This is a genomic window from Ekhidna sp., assembly GCF_040220215.1.
GTDB lineage: Bacteria > Bacteroidota > Bacteroidia > Cytophagales > Cyclobacteriaceae > Ekhidna.
In genome coordinates this window covers 220,351-246,285 of the sequence record NZ_JAVJTR010000009.1, presented here as the reverse complement: position 1 = coordinate 246,285, position 25,935 = coordinate 220,351, and the positions used below count along the sequence as shown (strand labels likewise).

The following is a 25,935-nucleotide window of genomic DNA, read 5'->3' as shown; positions in this document are numbered from 1 at the left end:
GTAATTAATAGATTAATCTTGAATCTGAATTGACGATAAACATACCAATCTCATGAAAAAGAATTTCATACACCTTTCATTAATTTTTTCAACATTCTTTTTAATCTCCTGTAGTGGTGGAAAGAAGGCTGAAGAGTCCAACACTGAGAAGAAAGAAGAAATTGAAAGCTTTGTTGAAAAAGAATTTACTTATCCGCTACCTACGGCGTTTGAGGTTTCGCAAATGCTGGGCAATGCCAACACTTCATTTTCAAAAGAAATTGTAAATGATCCATCCAAGGCAGATCAATATGTTGCTACATGGCAAAAAGCGGCAAACCTTGGCGTTTATGGAGCTGATCTAAGCTATGCTGCTACTTTTGATAAAACTCAGGAAACAATTGATTTTCTTGATGTTTCAAAAAAGTTAATTGACGACTTGAATATAACTTCGGCATTCAATGAATCCATGGCTCAAAGAATTGAGAATAACATGGATAATATTGACTCACTGATTTTTATTGTAACAGAATCATTTTATGATACATACAACTATCTAAATCAGAATGGCGAAGAGAAAACTTCAATTCTGGTTATTGCAGGTAGTGTCATCGAAGGCCTTCACATCACCTGCGAACTTGTAAAAATGAGTGAAAACAAGGGCGAACTGATGGCCGTTTTAGCTAACCAGAAAGCACAAGTAGTAAAACTTGTAGAGCTTATGGAAAATCATCAGGATGATGAAAATGTAAGCAAAGTGCTTCCTAACCTCCGATATATCAGCCTGGTTTACGACCAACTTGGCGAAGGGACAGAAATGACAGAAGGGCAATTCAACGATATTGCGAATAGCGTGAAAGAGATGAGGGATCACATCGTTGGATAATCACATTTGAACATATATTTTTAGAGCCTCAACCTTCGTTGGGGCTTTTTTTATCTTCACAATAAAATATGACCGAATCAATCATTAATGCATTAGTACACCTTTTTGCTATCATCGAAAGCGCGAAGGAAGATACTGGTGTTGTTGATTCCGGCGAGTTGGTCATTCGTCCCTACCTGCAAAAAAATCTGAATAATGATGCGTTAACGGCGGAATACATCAAGCTTTTTTACGATTACCTCAATTTTTACAAGGAACAGCCGCAAGCCAAAGATGCTCAGGGACTAACTATTGATAGTACAAGTATTTTGCAAATTGCAAAAATCTGCAACCAGTTAAATAAGGAACTGCTCCGGTCTGAACGCCTCATTGTATTTATGCAACTGATGGAACTCATCCGTGCAGATGAGAAAGTGACTGCAAAAGAAGAAGAGTTTGCCGCACTCGTCGCTCTGAATTTCAATCTCGATCAGGAGGATGTTTTAAACCTTAAAAACCTCATTTTAAAACCTGATGAAAAAGAGATCAACAAGGATAAAATCCTGATCATTGATAACAAACAGACGGAATGGCCCGAGGAAATGGCCTGGATCATTCGTAAAAAGAAGACTCAGGAAACCAAACATCTGTTTGTTCAAAACCTCTTCGGAAAAATAACGGTACTTTACCTGAAGAGTGTAGACACTTTTGTTTTTAGATACGATGGGCCACTGAACCTATTTCTTGAAGGAATTAAGATCATACCTGCAAAATCTTACATCCTCAAACCAGGGTCAATCATCAAAGGCCCGAATATTTCTTCTATCTACGAATCAGAGGTTACCCGCAAATTCATTCAGGATGAATCAAGCACCAGAGTGGTGTTGGCTGGAGATAATATTGAGTTTAAATTCAAAAACAGCAGCAACGGGTTAAAAGCGTTTTCATTTTCTGAAGATTCAGGAAGACTTGTGGGTATCATGGGAGGTAGTGGAACAGGCAAGACCACTTTGATGAATATCCTTAATGGAAAAATTCCCTTAGATGCTGGCAGGCTGCATATAAATGGATTTTCGCTGGAACAAGCAACTACGGAAGGGGTCATTGGTTACGTACCTCAAGATGATCTCTTATTTGAGGAATTGACAGTATATCAAAACCTGTACTTCAACGCTAAAACCTGCTTTAGTGATTTTTCAGATGAGCTAATCGATCGAACGGTGTATAAAGTGCTTGAAGATCTGGATCTTGAAGATATTAAAGATCTAAAAGTTGGCGACCCGCTCAACAAAACCATCTCTGGCGGACAAAGAAAACGGCTAAACATTGCTTTAGAGCTCATGCGTGAGCCTTCTGTCCTATTTGTTGATGAGCCAACCTCCGGACTTTCCTCCATGGACTCAGAAAAGATGATGATGCTTCTAAAAGAATTAACCCGGAAGGGGAAATTGGTGGTAGCTATTATTCATCAGCCATCCTCTGAGATATTCAAACTTTTTGATCGGCTCTGGATATTAGATAAGGGGGGATACCCGATCTATAACGGAAACCCTATTGATGCTGTCGTGTACTTCAAAACAATGAACACACAAGTAAATGCGGCGGAAAGCGAATGTCCCAGATGTGGCAATGTAATTCCTGAACAAATTCTTCAAATAATTGAAGCCAGGGAAATCGATGATCGAGGAAGATCTACCAAAAAAAGGCGAGTAAACCCTTCGGTTTGGTATTCAAAATACAAGGAAAATATTTTGCCCAAATTGGTTCGGCTAAAATATGAGTCTGTTCTGCCTCCTACCAACTTCCGTATTCCGGATAGTTGGAATCAGTTCAAGATATTCAGCAAAAGAAACCTTCTCTCAAAAATTTCCAACCGCCAGTATGTGCTTATTAACATGCTGGAAGCTCCGTTACTTGCGTTTATACTGGGGTACTTTTCAAAATACTCGCCGGAAAAGGTTTATGCCTTTTCTGAAAACATAAACCTACCTGTATATCTGTTTATGTCCATAGTGGTCTCCTTATTCATGGGCTTGACGGTCAGTGCTCAGGAGATTTACAAGGATCGGCAAATATTGGAGCGTGAATCGTTTCTGAATTTATCAAGGATGAGTTATATCAATTCGAAAGTGGTTTACCTCTTCATCCTTTCGGCCATTCAGACGCTTTCGTTTGTATTGATTGGCAATTACATTCTGGAAATCCATGGAATGACCCTTTATTATTGGGCAGTTCTATTTACCATTTCCTGCTTTGCAAACCTCATTGGTTTGAATATTTCTTCCGCGCTTAACTCTGTTATTAATATCTATATTCTGATCCCTTTCATCCTTGTTCCACAGCTGCTTTTGGGTGGTGCAATGATCAAGTTTGATGAACTTCATCATTCAATTAACAACCAGAAGAATGTTCCAATTGTAGGTGATATGATGGCATCTCGATGGGCTTATGAAGCATTGACTGTTGCACAGTTTAGGTACAATGAATACGAAAAACATTTCTTCGATGTAAATAAAGAGATAAGCACAAACTCAGTTTACCGTTCATTCATGGTCCCTGAAATGATGAATATCAATAGAGAGATTCTACGGGATAGTGCGGATTGGAGTGATAAACAGCGATCGTTTAGAATATTAAGAAATGAGGTAAATAGCCTGAGTGCGGTTCACGGGTTAAGACAGTTTCCATATCTGGAACAGATCGATCCTGAATATTATAGCACATCCATCGCAAAAAGATTGGATAATTATCTTCTCAATGCCAAAGACCACTTTGCCAAAGAATACCTGGAAGCGCAATCCGCCAGAGATGAATTATATGAAGAGCTGGTGACCGAATTAGGTCGTGAGGGATTTGCTGAACTTGAACAAAAATATCACAACCAGTTTCTAGCCGATTTACTCATGAATCGGGCTCATCTGGATATGGTTTATCGCGGTGAGGATCAGCTGATTCAAAAAAAGGACCCAATCTATATGAGGCCTTACTCCCACATTGGAAGGGCTCACTTCTATGCTCCTTTTAAAATTTTTGGAAGCTATGAGGTGCCAACCTTCTATTTCAATATTGCTTTCATTTGGTTCATGACCATTTTACTTTATTTGACTTTACTTGATAATACACTCAAGAAGATTATTAAATTCTTTGAGGCACGGGAAAAAGATGAAAGCAAGCCAAATAATTGGGTGAGATTTTGGGATACCTTCCTTATCATCATAAGTTCACCTAAGGTTTACAGAAGAGCACTTAAAATAAAAAAGTCTACAGGTTCGGAATGATTTATTCAAATCTTGCATCACTTATTCTACGATTAGGACTCAGTTCCATGATGTTAACACATGGTTTGGGAAAATTCAACAAACTCATCTCAGGGAATTTATCATTCTCTAACCCAATTGGAATTGGTGAGGGTCCAAGTCTTTTCCTGGCAGTCATTGGCGAATTTGTATGCCCTATTCTTTTGATCTTAGGATTTAAATCAAGGCTGGCTGCCATTCCACCTGCGATCACCATGTTGGTTGCTGCACTTATCGTTCATGCAGATGATCCTTTCAGGAGACAAGAATTTCCGCTTGTTTACTGCCTGGGGTTTGTAGCTATATTCTTACTAGGAAGCGGGAAGTATTCTCTTGACTGGCGATTAAAGAAGGTTTAACCTTTTATATACCACTTTTTCGCTGATCTGCGTGATCTCTCCGGACATTAAAGGTTCTAATCTTAAATCCTCGATTGCGACCCGAAGCAGCCTTAATGTAGGATGACCGACTTTTGCCGTCATCCGTCTGACTTGTCGGTTTTTTCCTTCAGTAAGCGAAATCTGCAGCCATGTTCTTTCCGGATGCTTTTGATAATTGACAGGAGGATTTCGCTCTGGTATATCAGGTGTTACAATCTTAATCTTCGCAGGCTTAGTACGATGTTTCTTTCCACTCACATTGATCTCAACACCTTCTTCGAGTAGTTGAATGGCTTTTCTATCCGGTTTTCCATCTACCTCTACCCAATAGGTTCTTTTGTGTCCATGATTTGGGTTCAGAAGCTTATTATTCAATGCTTTATCATTGGTCAATATCAAAAGTCCCTCACTATCCAGATCCAGCCGGCCTACTGGATAGACATCTTTTGGAAGGTCTTTATAAACTTCTCCTAAACCAATATTATCACCTTCATTTGAGAATTGACTCAATACTTTAAACGGCTTATGGATAATGAAATAGAGTTTCTTTTTAGCCACGCACAAAGAGTTTAAAAAGTCCATAACCAATCAAAACACCCAGCATATTTGCTAACGCATCGACCCACTCAAAAACCCGAAATTCAAAGAACAAGTACTGCACCAGCTCCAATGCAAAACCATACGCACTTGTTACTATTACCAGTACAAGAGATGATTTTTTACTTAGTATTTCTGTTTTACGGAAAGCAATCAAAAAGCTAACCACCAAAACTAAGTAGGCAAAACAGTGCTCCCATTTATCAATATGGCTCACTCCTTCTATCTGAATTGGAATAGCCAATACTGTAGATAGGAGCAGAATACCTAATGCAACCATTCCAGCTGGGACAAACCAAATGAATTTGTTATTTAACACTAGATTGAAAGTTTTTGACCATCAGATAATCGATTGATTTTAAGGTCTTTGGCATCTATTACCTCATCTGCCATGTGAGTAAGCCAAAGTTGTTTGGTGTCGAACAATGAACGCTTCTCCAATAGTTCAGAGTAGCCCAAATGCCCGAAGCTAACCTTTTCTAAAAAATTGCATTCGCATATAAAGAGGTCCGTTCCTTTTGAGAGAGGAATTAGATTATCAGTCCATGAAGTGTCTCCGGAGAAAGCAATACACTTCCCCCTCCATTCTAGACGAAAAGCATGAGGGATCGAAGGCAGGCTGTGGTCAACTTCCCAGGCATGAATCACCTTATCTCCAATGACAATTGGTTTCCCTTGCTCATACTCGTAATAAGTCAAATCCATCTCCAGAGTCTTAGCAGCTGTACCGGCATACATGGCTTCCAAAAGGTCATAGACACGTTTAGCTACTCCAACAGGTCCAACGATAGCTAATGGCTTTTTTCGTGGCTTTTCAAACATGCTGCTGATTAAAAAGAAAGGGATGCCTCCAAAATGATCCCCATGAAAATGAGAAATGATTATCGTAGAAATTGATTCTAAATCGATCCCTTCATATTTCAGACGAATGAGTGTACTAGCCCCGCAATCCAGCAAAACGCTCTCATTCTGATCAGTCACAAGGAATGAAGTGTTATTTCTACCCCCATTCCCAAAAGCATCTCCACAGCCAAGTACAGTCAATTCCATTTTAAATTCGATTCTTTTTATGGCACCTTGTAAATTTACCCTATGGAGCTATTCTTAAATGACAAACTTGGAAAAATCACTGCGGAAATAGATGAAGCTGCAAAAGCTCAGGCCATCCTAATCCTTGCTCACGGGGCAGGTGCGGGTATGCGTCACCCCTTTATGAATGGGGTTGCAAGAAACATCTCAGAACAAGGAGTAACCGTAGTTCGATTCAATTTTCCATACATGGAGCAAGGACGAAGATCTCCGGGATCACCTAAAGCAAATATTGAAACATGGAAACTGGTGATTGATCACATACACACACAGTTTCCGGGCTTACCAATTTTCATCTCAGGTAAATCTTATGGTGGGAGAATGGCTTCTCACCTGATGGCGGAAGAACCTCACCCAAGTGTTAAAGGCCTAATCTATTTTGGTTTCCCACTCCATGCTCCGGGAAGAGATTCAAAAGACCGGGCCGTTCACCTTAAAGAACTGGCTCTTCCACAGTTATTTCTCCAAGGAAGCAATGACAAACTCGCAAACATTCACTTGATCAAAGAAGTGTTAACTGAGCTACCGAAACCTACACTATTGGAAATTGAGGATGCCGATCACTCATTTAACGTGCCCAAGAAAAGTGGCAAAACGAAAGATGAAGTATTGGAGCTCCTAACCTCGACCACTGCAAAGTGGATCAAAGAACGGATCGATTAGTTTGGGTTGTACCAAAACGGAACCTGCACAAAATCGGATAAGTTTCTTACTCCAGCAGAGTCTATTCGGACTTTTTTGATGTCAAGCTGATTTTCACCAATTATGAAATGATCTGTTGAAACCACTGTCAATAAACCTTTTTGCTTTTTGTGTGGGTGGATGTAAAATCTGAAAGTGAGATCGGAGTAAATTGAGTCATTTATAGAAATTTGATAAATCGAAGAATGACATCTAAGAAGCATGGCAAAATCTTCATTGGAATAATCTTTATCTCTTATATGAAAATTTCCATCACCTGATATTATGCCCATTCGTGAGTTTATACCATCATCTTTAAGTGGCTGAAAACCAGGGCAGCTGGATCGAATCAATGGATTATCCGCCGGACTATATCGGAGGAATAGGGGAAAGAATGGCTTATCAATGTATTTTGAAGGGATACTTATCTTTTCTATATAATCCTCATCCGGTCGCTCGTCATTATAGGCATTTGAGGGCGCGATGAATTCATTGTCAAATTCAGGGAAATACTGATGCTGATCAAAATCGAATAAGAACAAGCACAATACAATCCCCCCTAAGGTCGAAAACACTATTCGAATTCTGTTCTTTGAAAATTTGCTGATTAGATAATAATAAATGCTTTTACTAAGACGTGATAAAGTGATGGCGTTAAACAATCTGTAAAACGGATAATAGATTCGAATCATCCATTTTAGCTTTTTGAAGAAACCGAGTGTGAGGTAATCGATCATGTAGATAATACCCATGATAAGATAAACCAAAGCGACTACAGCAGCGAAAACAACTCCAACCATCGTGATAGCATCCGGCAGTAATCCCACCACCTGAGTAAGGATAAATCCTAATAATCCAAAACTGATTAGGTACATTCCAAATGCTATGAGTACGGAAACAATGAGAAAGGAAAATGCGAAAATGACACTACATATTTCGTCCAGTTTAACCACCATTCGATCCAAACTTATCACTCCGTTCTTTCTCAACTTATCTGTAAAAAACTCATTATACTTTAGTTTTTCAAAATCAACAGAAGATTGGACAGACCTTAAACCAATGGTTCCAATCCAAAAGCCACGAAGCATAAGGTGAATAACCAGAGAAATAATCAGCGCTTGAATAGAGTTTTTGATTATCAACAGAAATAAACCAACTATACTCAGAACCCCAGACATGTTGTACTTGAAGTTTAGGCCTAATAGAAACTCATCAAAGGCAGTGTTGGCTCCAAGTAAAAGGAATATGGTAAATGCTGAAACAAGTAATTCTAGCTGCCAGCTTTCGCGCTCCAACTTTTTCAGCCAGCTTTCAATTTGAGTCTTTGGAGTGTCGCTCATAGGTAATCAGGTTACCTAAATTTAATCCATCCATTTTAAACTAACCATTCAACGTAGCGCAGTAAAAATTCTTGATCTCAACTGGACTAACTCCATTCCTATACATCCGCATAGCTTTTAGATTGGTAAGTTGCACTTTAAGGTATGAGTTCTTCTCATATTTTCTGGCGGATACTTTTACACTTTTTGGTAACACCATGAAAGGAACGTTTTGCCGCTCTAATCGATCAAGAAGCTCGTAATCTTCCATGATTACGTAATGCTCATCAAAGCCTCCTAATGATCCAAACAAATCCTTTTTGATAAACAAAGTTTGGTCTCCTCCCCTGCACCATTTAAACGGAAAGCGGGTAAAGTAGCCATTGATATGAAGTAAGGGATTTTTTGGCTTATAAAATTTGAAACGATAACAGCCGGAATTAGCTCCTGCTTGTATGGCTGTCTCAATATCATCTACAAAACTGGGAATTAGTTGTGTGTCCGCATGAACAAAATAAAGCACGTCACCCTTCGCCAGTTTCGCTCCTTCATTCATCTGATGAGCGCGGGATTGTATAGTTGTGGAAGTAAGTCTACAATCATATTCTTTAACAATTGTGGCTGTGGCATCAGTACTTCCACCATCAACCACAATTATTTCAAATTGATCTTTGAGAGGATGAGAAGAAAGAAACGTTAACAACGTGCCGATGTAATTTTCTTCGTTGAGGGTAGGTATGATGATGCTAATGACCAATGAATGTAGCTTTTCAGCTATTTACGAAGAAAACCTGAAGTATGTATTTCTATTCCTGAAAAATCACATAGCCTGACGACCCTTGTTCTCTTTCTGAATGGCTCCTTTTGCTTTCTCCATAGGCTTCTTCGCCTTCATAATCATAAACTTGGCTGCTTTGTTCAGCAACTCCGGTTGGCCGGAATAGCTATAGCCTAGCACTTTTAGCTCTTCAATGATCTTGCTGTATTCCTCAGCTTTTGACAAGGAAAAATTGTCACTGTTTTGAAGGTATACAGCTTCTATTACACCCAGTGAATGTTTCAACATTCGAAATAGCTTTTGATTCTTGGTTTCCCGCTCCTCCCGAAAATGCTTGGCATAAACATCGGGCATAAGCTCCTTTAATCGCTCAAAATGCTCACTGAGTACTGGGTGTTTGTCTTGGGTCATGTGGCTATGGAGTTTAGAGTTTTAATTAATTCATTAGCTACCTTATGCTCTGTGCTTGGAGCTAATTCAACGAATTTATTGATGCTTTGGATGGCATCTTTGTATTTTTTTAATGAGATCAATACCAATCCAAGGTTGTAATAACTATTTGGGTATTCAGGCTCAATCTGGGTGGAGAGTTCATAATGAACTTTTGCAAGTTCCAGGTTGCCTAAATCCGAATAAACATTGCCCAGATTATAATGCGCCTCAAAGTGTCTGGGGTTCTTCTTCAGGCATTGTGTTAAGTAATCGATTGCCTTACTCAGGTCGCCCTGACCGGATTTTAAAATACCCAGATTGCAATAAGCATCCTCGATGGACTGATCATTTTCAATGGCTAATAAATAGTATTTCTCAGCTTCAGATTTCCCATCCTCATCCAATTGAAGTGCTTCCTCAAAAAAAGATCCCGCTTTGGGAAGAGAAACCACAGGCGTATTGTCCGGTAATTGATCAAACATGTTGAGCTGTCCATAATCTTCCGGATTAGGTTTTCTTCTCCTGCGAACCTTCTTCGGTCCGAGTTTTTCGGGAGGATTAACCGGAAATTGAACTACCTTAGTCATCTATTTTAGCTTGCTTTTCGTTTCATATCTTTCTCCTCATCCTTCTCCTTCTTATCAGCCTTTTTCATTGGCTTCTTAGCTTCTTTTGCCTGATCGATGCTGGCTTTCAATGCCGTCATGATATCCACCACTTCTGGCTCTTCTTCTACGTATGACACAATCTCATTGCCCTGAATCTTGCTGTCAATCATCTCCCTCAGCGCTTCATTGTACTTATCTTCCAGCTCAATCTTTTTAAACTTCTTGGTCATGGATTTGATCAGCATGTTGGCAAGTTTCAGTTGCTCTTCATCCGCATCCTCTTCAATGCGCACATTTGGAACATCCTTGATGCTTCTTACCTCATTCGGATATCGCAGCTTATAGATCATAATACCACGATCATGAGGGCTGAGTAGCACCGCACTTTCACGATCTCTCAAAACCACTTTACCTACAGCAACTTTTCCTGATTCACGCAAAGCCTGACTCAATAGCGCGTATGTCTTACTCGCTACATCTCCATCCGGTCCTGCAAAGTACGGTGAATCATAAAGTGTCTCATGAACTTCAGTAGCATCCACAAACCCTTCAATCTCAATCACCTTGGTACTTTTCAACTTTACTTTCTCAAAGTCTTCCGGCTCTACAATCACAAACTGACCCGGCTCATACTGGTAGCCTTTCACGATATCCTCCTGGCGAAGCACATCTCCTGTAACCTTATCTCTTTTTTCGTATTTAACAGGATTGTTAGTCTCCTTCGAAAGGAGATTGAATTGCACCTTTTGAGCCGTGTCAATGGCATTATAAATTCTGATCGGAATCGTCACCATTGAAAATCGAATATGTCCTTTCCAGATTGCCCGCATACGTATGAATTTACTGAATTAGGTAGAAATTTAAAAATCTTTAATCTTTAATACAAGTAAAGCTTGTTAACTAATTGATTATTAATTTTTTATAAAAACATAAACCTCGATACCAAAGAAAGTTCTGTCTGAACTATTTCAAATTCAAGCTACTGATAATCAATAATTTATCAATCATCATAGTCAGCATTACGCTCGATGTACTTGATGATCTCCCCTGCTATATTTTTTCCGGTTGCCGCTTCAATTCCTTCCAATCCTGGCGAAGAATTCACTTCCAGAATAAGTGGCCCCCTGGATGATTGCAGCATGTCCACTCCGGCCACCCCTAGTCCCATTGCTTTTGCTGCCTTAAGTGCAGTCCGCTCTTCCACGTCTGACAACTCAACAATCTCAGCTGATCCCCCACGATGAAGGTTGGATCGAAACTCACCTTCTTTGCCCTGTCGTTTCATGGCGCCTACTATTCTGTCTCCAATAACAAACACTCGAAGATCAGCACCGCCAGCTTCCTTGATAAACTCTTGCACAATTACTCTGGCCTGCAACCCATTGAAAGCCTCCAATACTGATTCTGCCGCTTTCTTGGTCTCCGCTAATACAACGCCCAAACCTTGAGTTCCTTCCAGCAACTTTATGACGCAAGGTGCTCCACCCACTGCAGCAATAGGTGTCTCTACATCTTTAGAGTAATTCGTGAATACGGTCTTGGGAAGGCCTAAACCTGCCCGCGACAGAATTTGTAAACTTCTTAGTTTATCTCTGGACCTCACCAATGCCACAGATTCAGTGGTTGAGAATACATTCATCATTTCAAATTGACGAACGACAGCCGTACCGAAAAAGGTAACAGACGCTCCAATACGTGGTATGATGGCATGTACACCGGTAACCTGTTCACCTTTATAATAGATCTTTGGTTTCTTTTTTTCGATTTCAATATTGCATCGTGTGTGGTCAATGATCAACATTTCATGACCTTTCTTTTCTCCTGCTTCAACAAGTCTTTTAGTTGAATACAATTTTGGGTTTCTGGATAGTACGGCTATGCGCATTTCTTTGGCTTCTATTGATGATGCCCTCTTTTTGTGGGCTGATTATTTAAGGCAACAAATATAGGATTAGCCACAAATGTTGACGGTAGTATTGAAAGTTAATTAAATAAATCACCAACAAGATTTACTTTATCACATATATGCGTTGATTTTGTTGACCTGAACAGATAACCCTCCTATTTTTGCCAGCTCATTTTAACTGAACACAATGAAGGATTTTGTAGAAGAACTGCAGTGGCGCGGAATGGTGCATGACATGATGCCGGGGACTCAGGAGGAGCTCAATAAAGGCATGACAGCTGCGTATATTGGTTTTGATCCGACGGCAGATTCTCTTCATATCGGAAACATGGTTCAGATTATGACATTGGTCCACTTTCAAAGATGTGGACACAAGCCTTTGGCATTGGTGGGTGGAGCTACAGGAATGGTGGGCGATCCTTCCGGGAAATCTGCAGAAAGAAACCTGCTTGATGAGAAAACCCTAAATCACAATCTTTCATGCGTGAAGAAACAGCTGGAGAGCTTCCTGTCCTTCGAAGGAGAAAATGCGGCTGAAGTGGTGAACAACTATGATTGGTTTAAGGAGTTTGGTTTTCTTGAATTCATCCGGGATGTGGGCAAGCATATCACCATCAATTATATGATGGCGAAGGACTCTGTTAAGTCCCGATTAGAAACAGGGCTGTCTTTTACTGAGTTCTCTTATCAGCTGGTTCAGGGGTATGATTTCTACTACCTGTGGAAGCACAAGAATGCCAAACTGCAGCTCGGAGGCTCAGACCAATGGGGAAACATTGTTACGGGTACAGAGCTCATCAGACGGAAAGAGCAAGGCACAGCTTTCGCCATGACCACCCCGCTCATTACCAAAGCGGACGGTTCCAAGTTTGGTAAATCAGAAGGCGGCAACATCTGGCTGGATGCCGAGAAAACTTCTCCTTATAAGTTCTACCAGTATTGGATCAACTCTTCTGATGAGGATGTGGAGAAATACATTAAAATATTCAGCCTGAAAGATCGTGAAGAGATTGAAGGGTTAATTGCTGAGCACAGAGAAGCACCTCACCAGCGATTGTTGCAACGAACCCTTGCCGAGGAGCTAACCGAACGGGTGCATTCAAAAACGGATTTGGAAACAGCTATTAAGGCGAGTGCTATCCTTTTCGGGAAATCAACAACTGAAGATTTGGAGAGCCTGGATGAGAAGACACTGCTTCAGGTTTTTGAGGGAGTTCCACAAACGGAGGTAAGCAAAAGCGATCTTGGTGGAAATGATGTGACTACTTTCCTCAGCGAGACTACTCAGAATGTTATATTCAAATCAAAAGGGGAAGCTAGAAAAATGATCCAGGGTGGTGGTGTAAGCATCAATAAAACCAAAGTTGAAGCACACGATCAGGAAGTGAATTTCAGCTTGCTACAAGATAAATATCTGCTGGCGCAGCGCGGAAAGAAGAATTATTATTTGATTAAGGTGGTCTGAGGCTGAGTGAAGATTCTTGTATTATTCTTTGCTTCGAGATAAACGTTCTCTTATTGATTCAATTTGAAAAATCCCAGTCGAATGCATCGAATCATAAAAGTGCTGATTGCCTGCATTTGGCTAGTCAATGGATTATTTTGCAAAATTTTGAATCTTGAACCAAGACATCAACAAATTGTTGAGCAAATTTTAGCTACTGATTATTCAAGAATATTGACAATTCTTATTGGAACTACGGAAATTGTAATGACAATTTGGATTCTTAGTAACTACAGACCGAAATTAAATGCTGCAACTCAGATTGTAGTTATTGGAGCCATGAATATTCTAGAGTTCCTTCTAGTACCTAATTTACTAATGTGGGGAAGATTGAATATCATTTTCGCTTTAATGTTTATTGCCTTGATTTACTATAATGAATTCAAACTAAAGAAGAGTGCTTAGTTACCTTAAAAACCATCCTTTTCCTGTCGAAGCATTTTTTGAAAGATCTCTGGTATTAACTTTTGCTGTTCCAAAAGAACAAATTGAGCCATTGATCCCTTGTCCGCTAACTCTAGACACCTTTCAAAATGAGTGGGCATTTATTGCTGTTGCTATGGTTCAAACCAATAATCTAAGACCAAAAGATTTTCCTAGTGTTCTCGGTAATAACTTTTTTCTTATTGGTTACCGAGTATTTGTTCGATATCGTAACCTAGCTAACAAAAACCTTAGAGGACTATTCATCTTAAAGTCTGAAACAGACAAAAAGAAAATGCAATATCTGGGGAATATTTTCACTCATTACAATTACACAACAACTGATATTCATATTAGCAATCAAGGTCAATCAGAAACCATCCAATCCAATCGTTCGAACTTCGAAGTGAACCTGAACATTGAAAGACAAGACTTGACTCTACCTGACTCTAGTCCCTTCGATTCATGGAAGGAAGCCAGAAGGTTCGCTGGTCCGCTTCCTTTCACCTTCACTTGCAACGAACAGGAAAGAACTGTGATAATCATTGAGGGAGTTCGTAACAACTGGAAGCCTGAACCTGTTCATGTAACTGACTATCATATTGGCTTCTTAGAACGGCTTGAGTTAAAAACCTATAAGCTTGCAAGTGCTTTTGAGGTTAAGAATATTCCATATTATTGGAAGAAAGGAAAACTTGAAAGGTGGGGATAGAAAGACGACCATTTCAAGGATTAGCAAACGTTCTACGTTTTAACTGGCATTTTTATGCCATTGCAGCATTTGGAATTGTGATTTTTCTTTTCATATCAACCAATTTGTATAATTATTGGAAATGGATTTTAGTAGGCCTTGCGCTCACAATACTAATAACCACACTAATTTCAATTGTGACAACCTATTATGTATATGATCAATCAAAACTCTATGAGTTAAAATGGCTCGACGGATTGTCAGATAAAGGTGATAAGAAAATACTAAACATAAATGCAGGTTTTGATGAAACCAGTTTAATCATTGCAAAAAAATTTAAAGAATCAGAACTACATATTTGTGATTTTTATGATCCAAAACAACATACTGAAATATCTATTAAACGAGCAAGAAAAGCATACCCTCCTCACCCAAAGACTGTGATAGTAAAAACAGGATCTTTACCGTATTCAGATAGTCAATTTGAACTGGTCTGTGTGACGTTTGCAGCACATGAGATTAGAAACTTAAAAGAACGAAAACAACTTTTTAAAGAGCTCAGAAGGGTAACTAAGTCAAATGGAAAAATCTTTGTGACTGAACATTTAAGAGACGTAAATAACTTCTTTGCCTACACTATTGGTTTCTTGCATTTCTATTCTCGAGCTTCGTGGATAAACGTTTTTTATGGTTCAAATCTAAATTTGATTGGAGAACAGAAAACCACTCCTTTCGTGACAACATTTATTCTAACTCCAAATAATGGAACTTCACATTAAGATTATTGGAGTCCTCCTGATTGTCCTGGGCTTAATTCATATAATATTCCCAAAATACTTTAATTGGAAAGCTGAACTTCAGTCTCTTTCATTGATTAACAGGCAAGTAATGATGGTGCATACTTTTTTCATTGCTTTAACTGTCATCTTAATGGGATTGCTTTGTCTTACTTCTACCAATGAACTTGTGAAAACAACACTGGGTAAAAGAGTCTCATTTGGTTTTGGAGTTTTTTGGAGTTTCAGACTTCTTATTCAACTATTTGTATATTCTGTTCACCTCTGGAAGGGGAAGAAGTTCGAAACATTTGTGCACGTCATATTCACCTGTGCATGGATATATCTTAGCGTTGTATTTATTACTGTAGGAATAACGAGCCAATGAAAACAGTAAACTAAACCCTCTCCTTCTTCACCAATTGCTTCTTCTCCATCAACCGAACGAGCACCCCCGCGTCAGACATATTCTCTAAAATCACCTTAAAGAGAAAGGTGAGCGGAACCGCCAGCAGCATTCCGGCAGTTCCCCAAAGAAACGCCCAGAATACAAATCCAAACAGCACGGAAACCGTGTTCATCGAGAAAGAGTCTCCCATCAGTTTTGGCTCCACGATGTTTCCCATAATGAGCTGAACCCCTTCCAAACAAACAAATATGACCAGCACCTGTGAAACCGAACTGGAATCGATAATTCCGAGTACCAACGGAGGAATGATGGCAATCAAAGATCCTATGTAGGGAATGTAGTTAAGGACAAGTGCTAAAAAGCCCCATAAAAGCGCATAGTCAATTCCAAAAAACCAGCACAGCAAACCAATGGCGATACCTGTCATCACACTCACCAGCGTCTTTACTTTGATGTACGATCCCACTGAATCCCTTACACGCTTGAAGGTTTTCAGAGACTTCTCTTTGTCCCTGCTTGAAGCACCAATTAAATATGATATGGTACTATCATATTGTGTAATCGCTCCTAATAAGCCAGCGAAATATAGAATGGTCATCAACAGCTCTGCTGCCATACCGCTGAGACTATTGATAAATGATCCTGATGCCGACCAGAACTGACCGGTTTGCAACATTTCCACTACCAACTCCCTTAGTTCGCCCTCTTGAAAGGTTACACCGAAATAAACCGTGTAGTTGTTGATGAAAGGTCTTAATTCAGTGGAAATACTGTTTAGAATGGTTTCACTGTTTTCAATAAGCGCTTGAATTACATTAAAAATTCCAACGCCAATGAAGAAAAAGATGGTCATCGTCAAAAGTGTGGTAATGGCGATGCTGACATTTATTGAAAAGAATCTTTGCAATAAATGCACAACAGGTTGAAAAAGAATAGCGAAAAACAAGGCGAAAAACAGCGGAACCAACAAGTTCGCAAGCTCCCTCATCAGGTAAAGCGTAGCAATACCTAAGAAAATCATGAGGATAATCTTAATGTGTCGAAGTGATCGTTCCATGTCTGTTGGTGAACTCATGATCGCAAAATAATTGAATTACTGCAGGAAACGGCTATCTTTAAGAAAGATTCAAAAAGTCAAAACATGAAAAATCTCACTTCACTATCCCTTTTGTTTTTGCTATTGTTAAGCTGCACCGGTCAGGAAATTCCTAACAAAGAATATCAGCTAAAGACGGCAGTTCTTGCAGCTCCAGAGCATCAAAGAGCAGAAGCAGCTGTTTTAGGTTTTAACAAAGATGGTGAGCTGGTATCACTACGGGAAGGAACCAACGATTTTGTTTGCATTGCAGATGACCCGTCGAAAGATGGTTTTAGTGTAGCTGCCTATCACAAAAGTTTGGAGCCATTTATGACCAGAGGCAGAGAGCTGAAAGCGCAAGGGCTAGATTTCAAACAGGTATTTGATAAACGAGAAGAAGAAGTAAAAGCAGGCACATTGGAAATGCCTGACAAAGCAACTCTTTATGTAACTACAGGTGATCCTAATGAAGAAACTGGTGAGATTGACAACTTATATACCCGCTATGTGATTTACATCCCATATGCTACTGAAGAAAGTACAGGCATGCCACTTAGTCCACCAGCTCCCGGAGCACCATGGATTATGGATCCCGGAACACACAGAGCGCATATCATGATTAATCCGCCGAAGAAATAAACTCACATAACAACTGGCCAGAAAATAATATCTACTCTACGATTTCTGCGCCTGCCCTCCCAGGTGTTGTTATCATAGACAGGATTGAACTGTCCAAAATCACGCTTTTCAATTTGATTGGACTTGAATTCAAGAAAAAGCAATTTCTCAATTACGGCATCACCCCTCATCTGCGACAGCCATTCATTATAGGCAGCCCCTCCGATATTATCCGTATGGCTGTGAATTGTGATTGTGTAATCGCGGATATCCTTTACCGAATCAATAAGATGCTTCAGCTCTTCATACTGATACTCATCTACATAATAGCTCCCACCACCAAAATAAATACTCTTAAGTATATAGGCATGAGGCTCATCCTGCGCATAGCTTAATGTGCCGGAAAATACCAATAATATGATCGTTAGGAAACGCACGTCATAAAATTAACGGAGATACGGTATGCTTGTTTCGGGCATCCATCTTTCCATTCAACCATTCATCAATATTCACGCTATTCGTCTCCCTCTTAATTTTTAAATTACCGCAACTCTTTAACAGAAAACCTAAAAGATATGAAGTACAAATTACTCACTATGCTTTTAACCATCTGCTCAATGGCATTCGCCCAGAAAGTAGATATGGAAGCACTTAAAAACATGGCTCCCCGAAACATCGGTCCTGCAGGAATGTCTGGCAGGATTACGGCCATAGATGTTGTAACTGATGAACCGGACGTTATGTATGTCGGCTCTGCATCCGGTGGGGTGTGGAAATCTACCAGCGGCGGAATTGACTGGAAACCCATCTTTAATGATCAAACCACGGCATCTATTGGGGCAGTGGCTATTCAGCAATCCAATCCATCGGTTGTATGGGTAGGAACCGGCGAAGGAAACCCAAGAAACTCACTGAACGGCGGAGACGGCATCTACCGAACGCTGGATGGAGGAAAGACCTGGAAAAAGATGGGATTGGAAAAGACCCGTCACATTCACCGGATTATCATTCACCCGAATGATCCAAATACAATTTATGTAGCGGCAATTGGTTCTCCATGGGGCGAGCATGAAGAACGAGGTGTTTATAAAACCACTGACGGTGGTAAAACCTGGAATCGGATCTTGTTTACCAACATCCGCACGGGTGCAGCTGAACTGATCATGGACCCAACAAATCCCAACAAGCTTATTGCCGCCATGTGGGAACACAAAAGAGATCCCTGGTTCTTCAAATCAGGTGGGCCGGGATCCGGTCTATATGTGACGTTCGATGGTGGTGAAACCTGGGAGCAAAGAACGGATGAAGATGGACTACCAAAAGGAGAACTTGGAAGAATAGGCTTAGCAATTGCCCCTTCCCGACCTAATGTGGTTTATGCAATAGTGGAGTCTAAAAAGAATGCCCTGTATCGCTCAGATGACGGTGGATTCAAATGGAATAAAATCAATGATGGTGACGATATCGGAAACAGACCTTTTTACTATTTTGAGATCTATGTTGATCCGGTAAATGAAAACCGGGTTTACAGCATATTCACTTATGTGAATGTATCTGTAGATGGAGGTAAATCCTTCACGCAACTCATGCCTGCATACGGCGTAGACAATGGTGTTCACCCCGATCACCACGCATGGTACATTCATCCAAATGATCCCAATTTCATGATGGATGGTAACGACGGTGGCCTGAACATCACAAGAGATCGTGGAGAAACCTGGAGATTTATTGAAAACCTGCCTGTAGGTCAATTCTATCATATCAATGTTGATAATGAAACACCTTATAATGTATATGGAGGAATGCAAGACAATGGCTCCTGGGCTGGTCCGGCATACGTTTGGAAAGCGCAAGGAATCAGAAATCACTATTGGCAGGAAATTTCCTTTGGTGACGGGTTTGATGTACTTCCCGATCCAAGAGATAGCCGATATGGTATCTCTACTTCTCAGCAAGGTTTCGCTTCGATCTACGATCGTAAGACCGGCTACAATGAAACAGTACGACCAACCTATCCTGAAGGTGACGTTGAGCTAAGGTTTAACTGGAATGCAGCGATGGCGCGTGATCCTCAAAATCCTGGTACCGTCTATTTTGGAAGTCAGTTTGTGCATAGAAGTACTGATGGTGGTCAAAACTGGGAGATCATTTCTCCGGATTTAACCACCAATGATCCTGAAAAACAGAAGCAGGGAGAAAGTGGCGGGTTGACGATGGATGCAACCGGAGCAGAAAACTACTGCACGGTCATCGTAATTGAGCCATCCCCATTGAATTCAGATTTACTTTGGGTTGGAACGGATGACGGGAATGTTCAGCTTTCCAGAAATGGCGGTGATAGCTGGAGTAGCATCGGGAATAATCTACCGGGACTACCAAAAGGAACCTGGATCACCCAAATCAAAGCTTCAAACAAAAATGAAGGCGAGGCACTTTTAGTCGCCAACGATTACAGAAGATTTAATTATACGCCTTATGCCTATAGAACAAAAGACTATGGTCAAACCTGGGAACGAATCGTAGACAGCAATGATGTGGTTAGCTATGCGCTTTCCATTGTAGAAGATCCTGAAGAGTCAAGGTTGCTTTTCCTTGGAACGGATGACGGACTTTATGTTTCTATCGATGCAGGTACGAACTGGACTAAATGGGATGCTGAAGGCTTCCCTACTACCAATGCTTATGACCTGGTCATTCACCCGGAGGAGCATGATTTGGTCATTGGAACATTTGGAAGATCCATTTGGGTCATGGATGATATACGTCCATTAAGAGAAATAGCTAGAAATGGCTCGTCTACATTGACTAAAACATTGAATGTTTATGATCCTCCGGTTGCCTATGTAGCATCGAACCAGCAACCAAAAGGATCAAGGTTTGGTGGTGATGCCCTATACAACGGGGAAAACAGACCATATGGTGCTATGCTTTCTTATTCGATCAATCGTCCGGAAAAAGAGAAAAAAGAAGAAGCTGATAATGGCAAGAAGAAAAAGAAAAGCGAAGAACCGGAAGAAGAAGATAAGGAAGATGAAGACAAGGTTTCTTTTGATTCCCTTACCGTTGAAATTATCAATGGTGACGAGGTGATCCGAACGTTAAAATCCAAAGCACCAGAAAAAAATGGCATCCATAGAACCTTCTGGTATATGGATGAAAAAGGTACCGATCGAATGAGCAGAAGAGATCGAAGAGGAAATCGTGAGTCGGGTGGTGTTACCGTTTTGCCGGGTTCTTATAAGGTCAGGTTCACTTTCGGTGATCAGAAAGACTCAACTAACGTGGAAGTTAGATACGACCCTAGAATTGAAATATCTGATGCCGCTATCAGAGCACAATACAATGCACTCAAAGATTTAGAATCTAAGTATGCAATGGGAGTCAAAGCAGTGGATCGACTAAAAGAAAGCATCGATATTGCTAAAGGCATCCAAGGTGATTTGAAAGAGAAGGACAAGGAAGGATACAAAGAGCAGATCGAATTGTGCAAAACAACCATTGACACGCTGAATAGCATGCTTGATGTATTCTTAGGCGAGGAAGATGACAGACAGGGAATCACCCGAGGAACGCCGAATAGTGTAAATAACTCATATTTTGCTGCATCCAGATATACATCGAATGCCCTTCATGCACCTGGTGCAACAGAGCAAAAACTGATTGACAAGTTTGAGAAAGATCTGAAAGAAGCGATGGAAATGGTTAACGGATTTTATTCCAAGAATTGGCCGGAGTTCAGGTCAGCGGTTGAGGGACTGGACACCTCCCCTTTTAAAGACTATGAAGAAATAAAAGAATAGTAACAGAAAGGCCGTCTCATTGTGAGGCGGCTTTTTTATTTTGCTCCAAATTAGACTCAATGAAAATCCTCAAAATTCTTGGAGCACTCATTCTTATCCTTATCATAGGAATTGCTGCTTATTTTTTCTCCCTTAAAAACAGCCTGACGCCCTCCTATTCAGGTCAAATCGATCTTTCCGGTTTATCAGAACAGGTGGATGTCTATTTCACTGAGTTTGGTATTCCGCACATCTACGCAAACACAGAAGTTGATTCTTATAAGACACTTGGCTACATCCATGCTAAAGAAAGGTTATGGCAGATGGACCTACTGAGGCATGTTGGTAGTGGGCGACTGTCGGAGCTGTTTGGACCGGATATGATTGGAAATGATGAGTTCCTGAGAACGATGGGGCTAAGCTCTTATGCAAAGCAGTCAGCTAAGGATTACATTCAAAGAAATCATGAAAGCCTTCCGCTCGTTCAGGCCTACGTTGATGGGATTAATGATTACATCCAAAACAACCCTAAACCAATAGAGTATACCATTTTAGGTCTTGATGTGGAGCCCTTTGAAATTCAAAATGTATTTGAAACGCTCACATACATGTCATTCAGCTTTTCGAATGCCCACATTACGGACCCTGTGTTAACAGAGCTTTCTCAAAAACTGGATTCTGGCTATTTAAATGATTTAAACATCTATCACTATAAAGGAGAATCTACCTTACCCTCGTACGACGATCGCTACAGTGAGCAGGCTAAGAAGACAATAGCTGTTCTAAACAGCATTGGTGTACCTGAATTCATTGGCAGTAACAGTTGGGTACTTTCTCCTCAAAAGACTGAAAACGGAAAGGTTATTCTGTCTAATGATCCTCACATTGCATTTTCACAGCCTTCAGTATGGTATGAGTCACACTTAATTAGCCCGGAAAATGAATACTATGGCTATCATATTCCCGGAGCTCCCTTCCCCCTACTCATGCATTCAGACCGGCAAGCGATAGGGATAACCATGTTCGAAAATGACGATATGGATTTCTATGTGGAAGAAATTCACCCGGAAGATTCCATGAAATACATGCACCGGGGTGAATGGAAAGACATAGCACTAAAAAATGAAGTCATAAAGGTGAAAGGTGAAGAATCTGTTTCTTTTAACATCCGATCAACTGTTCATGGCCCTATCGTTTCAGACATTCTAAAAGAAGAGTCACTGGAAGATATCGTTTCGATGTATTGGGTCACCTCAAGCAATCCAAATCATATGATAGAGGCGGTATATGGATTTATTCAGGCTGATGAGATGTCAGATATCGAAAAGGCTGCATCGATGATCCATGGCCCGGGCCTAAACATCATGTATGGGGATTCGTCCGGTAATGTAGCCTGGTGGGCAGTAGGAAAGCTGATCAAACGAAGAGATGAACGAACGAGCAAAACATTCTATGACGGATCAACCGGTCTTGATGATGCGGACAGCTCCTATTCATTCAGCAGAAATCCACATGCAATAAACCCTCCCTGGGGTTTTGTTCACAGTGCCAACAATCAGCCTGATACCGTAGATGGCGTCCTCTATGCTGGTTATTACCTTCCGGATGATCGTGGAGAACGAATAACTGAAATCCTGAATGCCAACCCTTCTGTCTCGGTAGAAGACATTAAGCAAATGCTACTTGACAATAAATCAATGATGCATGTGGCAACTAAAGAGATATTGCTAAGTGCCGTTCGGGAAACAGATAAAACTGAGCTTATGAAATCATTGAGTGAATGGGATGGTACTTTTCAGAAAGATGACTTTGAACCCTTGATTTTTCAGAGGTGGGTAAACGAAATTCTAAAGGCTGCTCAAAAGGATGAAATTGGCGAAGGTTTATGGGGTATGTACAAGCGAACTCACACATACAAAGTGGCAGCTGAGCATTTGATTAAGAATGAAAATACCCGCTGGTGGGATGATATTAACACTGAAAAGGTGGAAACAAGAGGCGATATTATAATAATCGCCTTCGAGACAACAATTAATTCACTCTCACAATATTGGGGTGAGGATTACACCAAATGGAAATGGGGAAATGCCCACCTGCTAAGACACAAACATGCCATGGGTGATGTTATTAGCTTTTTAAATGTAGGAGACTTTCCGGTATCCGGAGCTAATGAGGTGTTAACCAACATGGGTTATACATATCAAGATGCTAAAAATCAATCCATCAGTTTTGGCCCGTCCACCCGAAGAATCGTTGATTTTTCAGATGTGAGAAATAATAGCTGGAGCATACTCCCTACGGGTCAATCCGGCAATTACTTCAGTCCACATTATAATGATCAGGCTGAGATGTATGCAGAAGGTAAATTCAGACAAATGCTTATGAACCATGATCAAATCAAGCGATCTGAAAATAAACTTGTGCTTAAACCATTAGAGTGAACCCTGAGGTCATCCTGACATGTTACCTTTACGCAAAATCAAAACAACTTTAATCTAAAGTCATGGACAACAGAAAGTTTTTACCGTTTATCATTATTGGAATTGTAGCGTTTATAGTGCTACTATCAGCCTTTAATAGAATATTTTATCGGATAGAGGCATCAGAAAGAGCAGTACTATTTAGATCACTAAGTGGAACTTTGGAAAAGGAAAATATCATTGGGCCAGGTTGGCATGTGAAAGCACCTTGGAATGACGTCTACATCTATGAAGTTTCTGAAAGTAAAATCGAAGAAACCATGGATGTGCTTGACAAAAATGGTTTGAGCATCAGCGTGGATGTGACAGTCCGCTTTCATCCAAAATTTGATGCTATCGGTACCATTCAGGAAAATTTCAGAGGTGACTATATTCAGCGCCTGGTGATACCGGAAGCTCGATCTACTGTCCGTCAGGTAATGGGAAGATACACAGCTGAAGAAATCTACTCCACAAAAAGACCGGAAGTAGAATCGGCAATAAAAGATGAAACCAAAATGGTGCTTGGTGCTCCGGGGAATGAGGTAGAAATGAAAAGCATGCTGATCCGCTCAATCAAACTACCAGAACAAATTAAAACTGCCATCGAAAACAAATTGAAGCAAGAACAAGAAGCATTGGCTTATGAATTCAGATTGGATCGGGAAAAAAGTGAAGCAGAAAGAAAGCGAATTGCAGCTGAAGGTGAAGCAGCAGCCAACAAGATCATTAACAGTAGTTTAACGGACGAACTATTGAAAATGAGAGGAATCGAAGCTACCATGAACATTGCTAACTCACCCAATTCGAAAGTGATTGTAATTGGTGGGGCAGATGGAGGCCTGCCGCTTATCCTGAATGGGAACTAACCCTTCAAAATCTAGATTATAATCATTAATTTCGAGGAAATTTTAAATCAGCAAAAGAAGAATATACAACATGTCAAAAACCGCCCAAATAACCATTGACGGTCAAACCTACGAACTTCCGGTTGTTGAAGGATCGGAGCAGGAAAAGGCCATTGATATCAGTGCTTTCAGAGGCCAGTCTGGTGTAATCACATTAGACAGAGGCTTCAAAAACACTGGTTCATGCGAAAGTGCAATCACTTTTCTTGATGGTGAGAAAGGAATTCTTCGATATCGAGGATACCCGATCGAGCAATTGGCGGATAATTCAACGTTTTTGGAAGTGGCTTATTTGCTGATCTATGGTGATCTGCCAAGTAAACAAACACTTGACAAATTTGCTGGTGATATTACTCATCACACACTTGTGAATGAGGATATAAAGAAAATCCTAGACGGTTTCCCATCTGCTGCACATCCAATGGGTGTTCTATCTTCTTTGATTACAGCACAGACTGCCTTCTACCCTAACAGCCTTGATCCAAACAGATCTAAGGAAGAGACCGAGCTTAGCATCATTCGACTTTTGGCAAAAATGCCAACTTTTGCTGCGTGGGCATTCAAGAAAAAGGTTGGTCACCCGGTAATCTATCCGAACAACAAAATGGATTATTGTGGCAACTTCCTAAACATGATGTTTGCCCTGCCTGCTGAGGAATATGAGGTTGATCCGGTGGTAGCCAACGCACTGGACAAGTTATTGATTCTCCATGCAGATCATGAGCAAAACTGTTCAGCTTCTACAGTGAGAATTGTTGGGTCAAGCCAGGCTAGTCTTTGGGCTTCTATTTCTGCCGGCATCAATGCACTTTGGGGACCACTTCATGGTGGAGCTAATCAGGCTGTGATTGAAATGCTGGAAAACATCAAAAATGATGGTGGGGATACGAAGAAGTGGATGGCTAAAGCCAAAGACAAAGATGATCCATTCAGGCTGATGGGCTTTGGACACAGGGTTTACAAGAACTTTGATCCAAGAGCACGAATCATCAAGAAAGCTGCAGACGATGTATTGGAAAAACTTGGTGTCACCGATCCGGTATTAGACATTGCAAAAGGGCTTGAAGAAGAAGCGTTGAGAGATGATTATTTCGTGGAAAGAAAACTATACCCTAACGTTGACTTTTATTCAGGTATCATTTATAGGGCATTGGGAATCCCAACTGATATGTTTACAGTGATGTTTGCCCTTGGAAGACTACCGGGATGGATTGCACAGTGGAAAGAAATGAGAGAAATGGGTGAACCTATTGGAAGACCAAGACAGGTTTACACAGGTAAAAACGAAAGGGATTACGTTGATTTAGGCAAAAGATAAAATCAATTAAAAACATAACAAACCCTGATCCGTCATCTGATT

General features: G+C 40.5%; 25 protein-coding genes. 14 read left to right on the top strand and 11 right to left on the bottom strand.

What is annotated here, in order from left to right:
* The first annotated feature begins 52 nt into the window (after nt 1-52).
* The 3 genes from RIC88_RS02905 (at nt 53) to RIC88_RS02895 (ending at nt 4,499) form a co-directional block, all read left to right on the top strand.
* The gene (locus RIC88_RS02905; protein WP_350215963.1) at nt 53-865 is read left to right on the top strand and encodes a hypothetical protein; all 813 of its coding nucleotides are present in this window, start codon (nt 53-55) and stop codon (nt 863-865) included.
* A 68-nt stretch (nt 866-933) separates the two neighbouring features.
* Nucleotides 934-4,122: an ATP-binding cassette domain-containing protein gene (locus tag RIC88_RS02900; protein WP_350215962.1), complete on the top strand. Its 3,189-nt coding sequence runs from the start codon at nt 934-936 to the stop codon at nt 4,120-4,122.
* Complete coding sequence (locus RIC88_RS02895) at nt 4,119-4,499, top strand: DoxX family protein (protein ID WP_350215961.1); 381 nt, start codon at nt 4,119-4,121, stop codon at nt 4,497-4,499. The genes RIC88_RS02900 and RIC88_RS02895 overlap by 4 nt, the downstream gene beginning before the upstream one ends.
* Here the strand turns inward: RIC88_RS02895 and RIC88_RS02890 are convergent.
* Genes RIC88_RS02890 through RIC88_RS02880 form a run of 3 tightly spaced genes read right to left on the bottom strand, consistent with a single transcriptional unit; the run spans nt 4,485 to nt 6,167 of the window.
* Nucleotides 4,485-5,078, bottom strand: a complete 594-nt coding sequence (locus RIC88_RS02890; protein WP_350215959.1) for a pseudouridine synthase — start codon at nt 5,076-5,078, stop codon at nt 4,485-4,487. The two genes, RIC88_RS02895 and RIC88_RS02890, sit on opposite strands and share 15 nt — an antisense overlap.
* Nucleotides 5,071-5,436, bottom strand: a complete 366-nt coding sequence (locus tag RIC88_RS02885) for a VanZ family protein (RefSeq protein WP_350215958.1) — start codon at nt 5,434-5,436, stop codon at nt 5,071-5,073. The genes RIC88_RS02890 and RIC88_RS02885 overlap by 8 nt, the downstream gene beginning before the upstream one ends.
* Entirely contained in the window at nt 5,436-6,167 is a 732-nt protein-coding gene (locus RIC88_RS02880) for an MBL fold metallo-hydrolase (RefSeq protein WP_350215957.1), read from the bottom strand. The genes RIC88_RS02885 and RIC88_RS02880 overlap by 1 nt, the downstream gene beginning before the upstream one ends.
* A gap of 42 nt (nt 6,168-6,209) precedes the next feature.
* On the opposite strand from RIC88_RS02880, the gene RIC88_RS02875 reads away from it, so the two are divergent.
* Nucleotides 6,210-6,869, top strand: coding sequence for an alpha/beta hydrolase family protein (locus RIC88_RS02875; RefSeq protein WP_350215956.1), 660 nt, complete (start codon nt 6,210-6,212; stop codon nt 6,867-6,869).
* Here the strand turns inward: RIC88_RS02875 and RIC88_RS02870 are convergent.
* The 6 genes from RIC88_RS02870 to rimK form a co-directional block, all read right to left on the bottom strand.
* The gene (locus RIC88_RS02870) at nt 6,866-8,227 is read right to left on the bottom strand and encodes a hypothetical protein (RefSeq protein ID WP_350215955.1); all 1,362 of its coding nucleotides are present in this window, start codon (nt 8,225-8,227) and stop codon (nt 6,866-6,868) included. The genes RIC88_RS02875 and RIC88_RS02870 overlap by 4 nt on opposite strands.
* A gap of 40 nt (nt 8,228-8,267) precedes the next feature.
* Nucleotides 8,268-8,963, bottom strand: a complete 696-nt coding sequence (locus RIC88_RS02865; RefSeq protein WP_350215954.1) for a TIGR04283 family arsenosugar biosynthesis glycosyltransferase — start codon at nt 8,961-8,963, stop codon at nt 8,268-8,270.
* Between the two features lie 63 nt (nt 8,964-9,026).
* A complete protein-coding gene (locus tag RIC88_RS02860) occupies nt 9,027-9,395 on the bottom strand; it encodes a hypothetical protein (protein ID WP_350215952.1) in 369 nt (122 codons plus the stop codon).
* The gene (locus tag RIC88_RS02855) at nt 9,392-10,003 is read right to left on the bottom strand and encodes a tetratricopeptide repeat protein (protein ID WP_350215951.1); all 612 of its coding nucleotides are present in this window, start codon (nt 10,001-10,003) and stop codon (nt 9,392-9,394) included. Before RIC88_RS02855 ends, RIC88_RS02860 begins: the two co-directional genes overlap by 4 nt.
* A gap of 5 nt (nt 10,004-10,008) precedes the next feature.
* Nucleotides 10,009-10,854, bottom strand: coding sequence for a non-homologous end joining protein Ku (ku, locus tag RIC88_RS02850; RefSeq protein WP_350215949.1), 846 nt, complete (start codon nt 10,852-10,854; stop codon nt 10,009-10,011).
* A gap of 170 nt (nt 10,855-11,024) precedes the next feature.
* Nucleotides 11,025-11,909 carry a 30S ribosomal protein S6--L-glutamate ligase gene (gene rimK / locus RIC88_RS02845; RefSeq protein WP_350215948.1) on the bottom strand — a complete coding sequence of 295 codons (885 nt, stop codon included), beginning with the start codon at nt 11,907-11,909 and terminating at the stop codon, nt 11,025-11,027.
* Nucleotides 11,910-12,117: 208 nt separating this feature from the next.
* Here rimK and tyrS point away from each other — a divergent pair, with 208 nt between their 5' ends.
* The 5 genes from tyrS (at nt 12,118) to RIC88_RS02820 (ending at nt 15,712) form a co-directional block, all read left to right on the top strand.
* The gene (tyrS, locus tag RIC88_RS02840; protein WP_350215947.1) at nt 12,118-13,395 is read left to right on the top strand and encodes a tyrosine--tRNA ligase; all 1,278 of its coding nucleotides are present in this window, start codon (nt 12,118-12,120) and stop codon (nt 13,393-13,395) included.
* A gap of 81 nt (nt 13,396-13,476) precedes the next feature.
* Nucleotides 13,477-13,839, top strand: coding sequence for a DoxX-like family protein (locus RIC88_RS02835; RefSeq protein ID WP_350215946.1), 363 nt, complete (start codon nt 13,477-13,479; stop codon nt 13,837-13,839).
* Nucleotides 13,832-14,569, top strand: coding sequence for a DUF2071 domain-containing protein (locus RIC88_RS02830; protein WP_350215945.1), 738 nt, complete (start codon nt 13,832-13,834; stop codon nt 14,567-14,569). The genes RIC88_RS02835 and RIC88_RS02830 overlap by 8 nt, the downstream gene beginning before the upstream one ends.
* The gene (locus RIC88_RS02825) at nt 14,560-15,327 is read left to right on the top strand and encodes a class I SAM-dependent methyltransferase (RefSeq protein WP_350215944.1); all 768 of its coding nucleotides are present in this window, start codon (nt 14,560-14,562) and stop codon (nt 15,325-15,327) included. Before RIC88_RS02830 ends, RIC88_RS02825 begins: the two co-directional genes overlap by 10 nt.
* Nucleotides 15,311-15,712 (top strand): hypothetical protein, encoded by a 402-nt coding sequence (locus tag RIC88_RS02820; RefSeq protein ID WP_350215943.1) that lies wholly within the window; start codon nt 15,311-15,313, stop codon nt 15,710-15,712. Before RIC88_RS02825 ends, RIC88_RS02820 begins: the two co-directional genes overlap by 17 nt.
* Nucleotides 15,713-15,722: 10 nt before the next feature.
* Here the strand turns inward: RIC88_RS02820 and RIC88_RS02815 are convergent, their stop codons facing one another.
* Complete coding sequence (locus tag RIC88_RS02815; RefSeq protein ID WP_350215942.1) at nt 15,723-16,808, bottom strand: AI-2E family transporter; 1,086 nt, start codon at nt 16,806-16,808, stop codon at nt 15,723-15,725.
* A 66-nt stretch (nt 16,809-16,874) separates the two neighbouring features.
* Here RIC88_RS02815 and RIC88_RS02810 point away from each other — a divergent pair, with 66 nt between their 5' ends.
* Nucleotides 16,875-17,450, top strand: coding sequence for a hypothetical protein (locus tag RIC88_RS02810; protein ID WP_350215941.1), 576 nt, complete (start codon nt 16,875-16,877; stop codon nt 17,448-17,450).
* A 2-nt stretch (nt 17,451-17,452) separates the two neighbouring features.
* Here the strand turns inward: RIC88_RS02810 and RIC88_RS02805 are convergent, their stop codons facing one another.
* Nucleotides 17,453-17,866 carry an OmpA family protein gene (locus RIC88_RS02805; protein ID WP_350215939.1) on the bottom strand — a complete coding sequence of 138 codons (414 nt, stop codon included), beginning with the start codon at nt 17,864-17,866 and terminating at the stop codon, nt 17,453-17,455.
* A gap of 138 nt (nt 17,867-18,004) precedes the next feature.
* Here RIC88_RS02805 and RIC88_RS02800 point away from each other — a divergent pair, with 138 nt between their 5' ends.
* The 4 genes from RIC88_RS02800 (at nt 18,005) to RIC88_RS02785 (ending at nt 25,893) form a co-directional block, all read left to right on the top strand.
* Entirely contained in the window at nt 18,005-21,229 is a 3,225-nt protein-coding gene (locus RIC88_RS02800) for a WD40/YVTN/BNR-like repeat-containing protein (protein ID WP_350215937.1), read from the top strand.
* Nucleotides 21,230-21,288: 59 nt separating this feature from the next.
* Nucleotides 21,289-23,649, top strand: coding sequence for a penicillin acylase family protein (locus RIC88_RS02795; RefSeq protein WP_350215935.1), 2,361 nt, complete (start codon nt 21,289-21,291; stop codon nt 23,647-23,649).
* Between the two features lie 62 nt (nt 23,650-23,711).
* Complete coding sequence (locus RIC88_RS02790; RefSeq protein ID WP_350215933.1) at nt 23,712-24,536, top strand: prohibitin family protein; 825 nt, start codon at nt 23,712-23,714, stop codon at nt 24,534-24,536.
* Nucleotides 24,537-24,606: 70 nt separating this feature from the next.
* On the top strand, nt 24,607-25,893 hold the full coding sequence (locus tag RIC88_RS02785) for a citrate synthase (RefSeq protein ID WP_350215931.1): 1,287 nt from the start codon (nt 24,607-24,609) through the stop codon (nt 25,891-25,893).
* Nucleotides 25,894-25,935: the final 42 nt, after the last annotated feature.

Bases quoted from the DNA above. Each gene is read 5' to 3' on its own strand.
- RIC88_RS02905 (WP_350215963.1), top strand. From the start codon at position 53: ATGAAAAAGAATTTCATACACCTTTCATTAATTTTTTCAACATTCTTT.
- RIC88_RS02900 (WP_350215962.1), top strand. From the start codon at position 934: ATGACCGAATCAATCATTAATGCATTAGTACACCTTTTTGCTATCATC.
- RIC88_RS02895 (WP_350215961.1), top strand. From the start codon at position 4,119: ATGATTTATTCAAATCTTGCATCACTTATTCTACGATTAGGACTCAGT.
- RIC88_RS02880 (WP_350215957.1), bottom strand. From the start codon at position 6,167: ATGGAATTGACTGTACTTGGCTGTGGAGATGCTTTTGGGAATGGGGGT.
- RIC88_RS02875 (WP_350215956.1), top strand. From the start codon at position 6,210: ATGGAGCTATTCTTAAATGACAAACTTGGAAAAATCACTGCGGAAATA.
- RIC88_RS02870 (WP_350215955.1), bottom strand. From the start codon at position 8,227: ATGAGCGACACTCCAAAGACTCAAATTGAAAGCTGGCTGAAAAAGTTG.
- RIC88_RS02860 (WP_350215952.1), bottom strand. From the start codon at position 9,395: ATGACCCAAGACAAACACCCAGTACTCAGTGAGCATTTTGAGCGATTA.
- RIC88_RS02855 (WP_350215951.1), bottom strand. From the start codon at position 10,003: ATGACTAAGGTAGTTCAATTTCCGGTTAATCCTCCCGAAAAACTCGGA.
- ku (WP_350215949.1), bottom strand. From the start codon at position 10,854: ATGCGGGCAATCTGGAAAGGACATATTCGATTTTCAATGGTGACGATT.
- rimK (WP_350215948.1), bottom strand. From the start codon at position 11,909: ATGCGCATAGCCGTACTATCCAGAAACCCAAAATTGTATTCAACTAAA.
- tyrS (WP_350215947.1), top strand. From the start codon at position 12,118: ATGAAGGATTTTGTAGAAGAACTGCAGTGGCGCGGAATGGTGCATGAC.
- RIC88_RS02835 (WP_350215946.1), top strand. From the start codon at position 13,477: ATGCATCGAATCATAAAAGTGCTGATTGCCTGCATTTGGCTAGTCAAT.
- RIC88_RS02820 (WP_350215943.1), top strand. From the start codon at position 15,311: ATGGAACTTCACATTAAGATTATTGGAGTCCTCCTGATTGTCCTGGGC.
- RIC88_RS02815 (WP_350215942.1), bottom strand. From the start codon at position 16,808: ATGAGTTCACCAACAGACATGGAACGATCACTTCGACACATTAAGATT.
- RIC88_RS02810 (WP_350215941.1), top strand. From the start codon at position 16,875: ATGAAAAATCTCACTTCACTATCCCTTTTGTTTTTGCTATTGTTAAGC.
- RIC88_RS02800 (WP_350215937.1), top strand. From the start codon at position 18,005: ATGAAGTACAAATTACTCACTATGCTTTTAACCATCTGCTCAATGGCA.
- RIC88_RS02795 (WP_350215935.1), top strand. From the start codon at position 21,289: ATGAAAATCCTCAAAATTCTTGGAGCACTCATTCTTATCCTTATCATA.
- RIC88_RS02790 (WP_350215933.1), top strand. From the start codon at position 23,712: ATGGACAACAGAAAGTTTTTACCGTTTATCATTATTGGAATTGTAGCG.
- RIC88_RS02785 (WP_350215931.1), top strand. From the start codon at position 24,607: ATGTCAAAAACCGCCCAAATAACCATTGACGGTCAAACCTACGAACTT.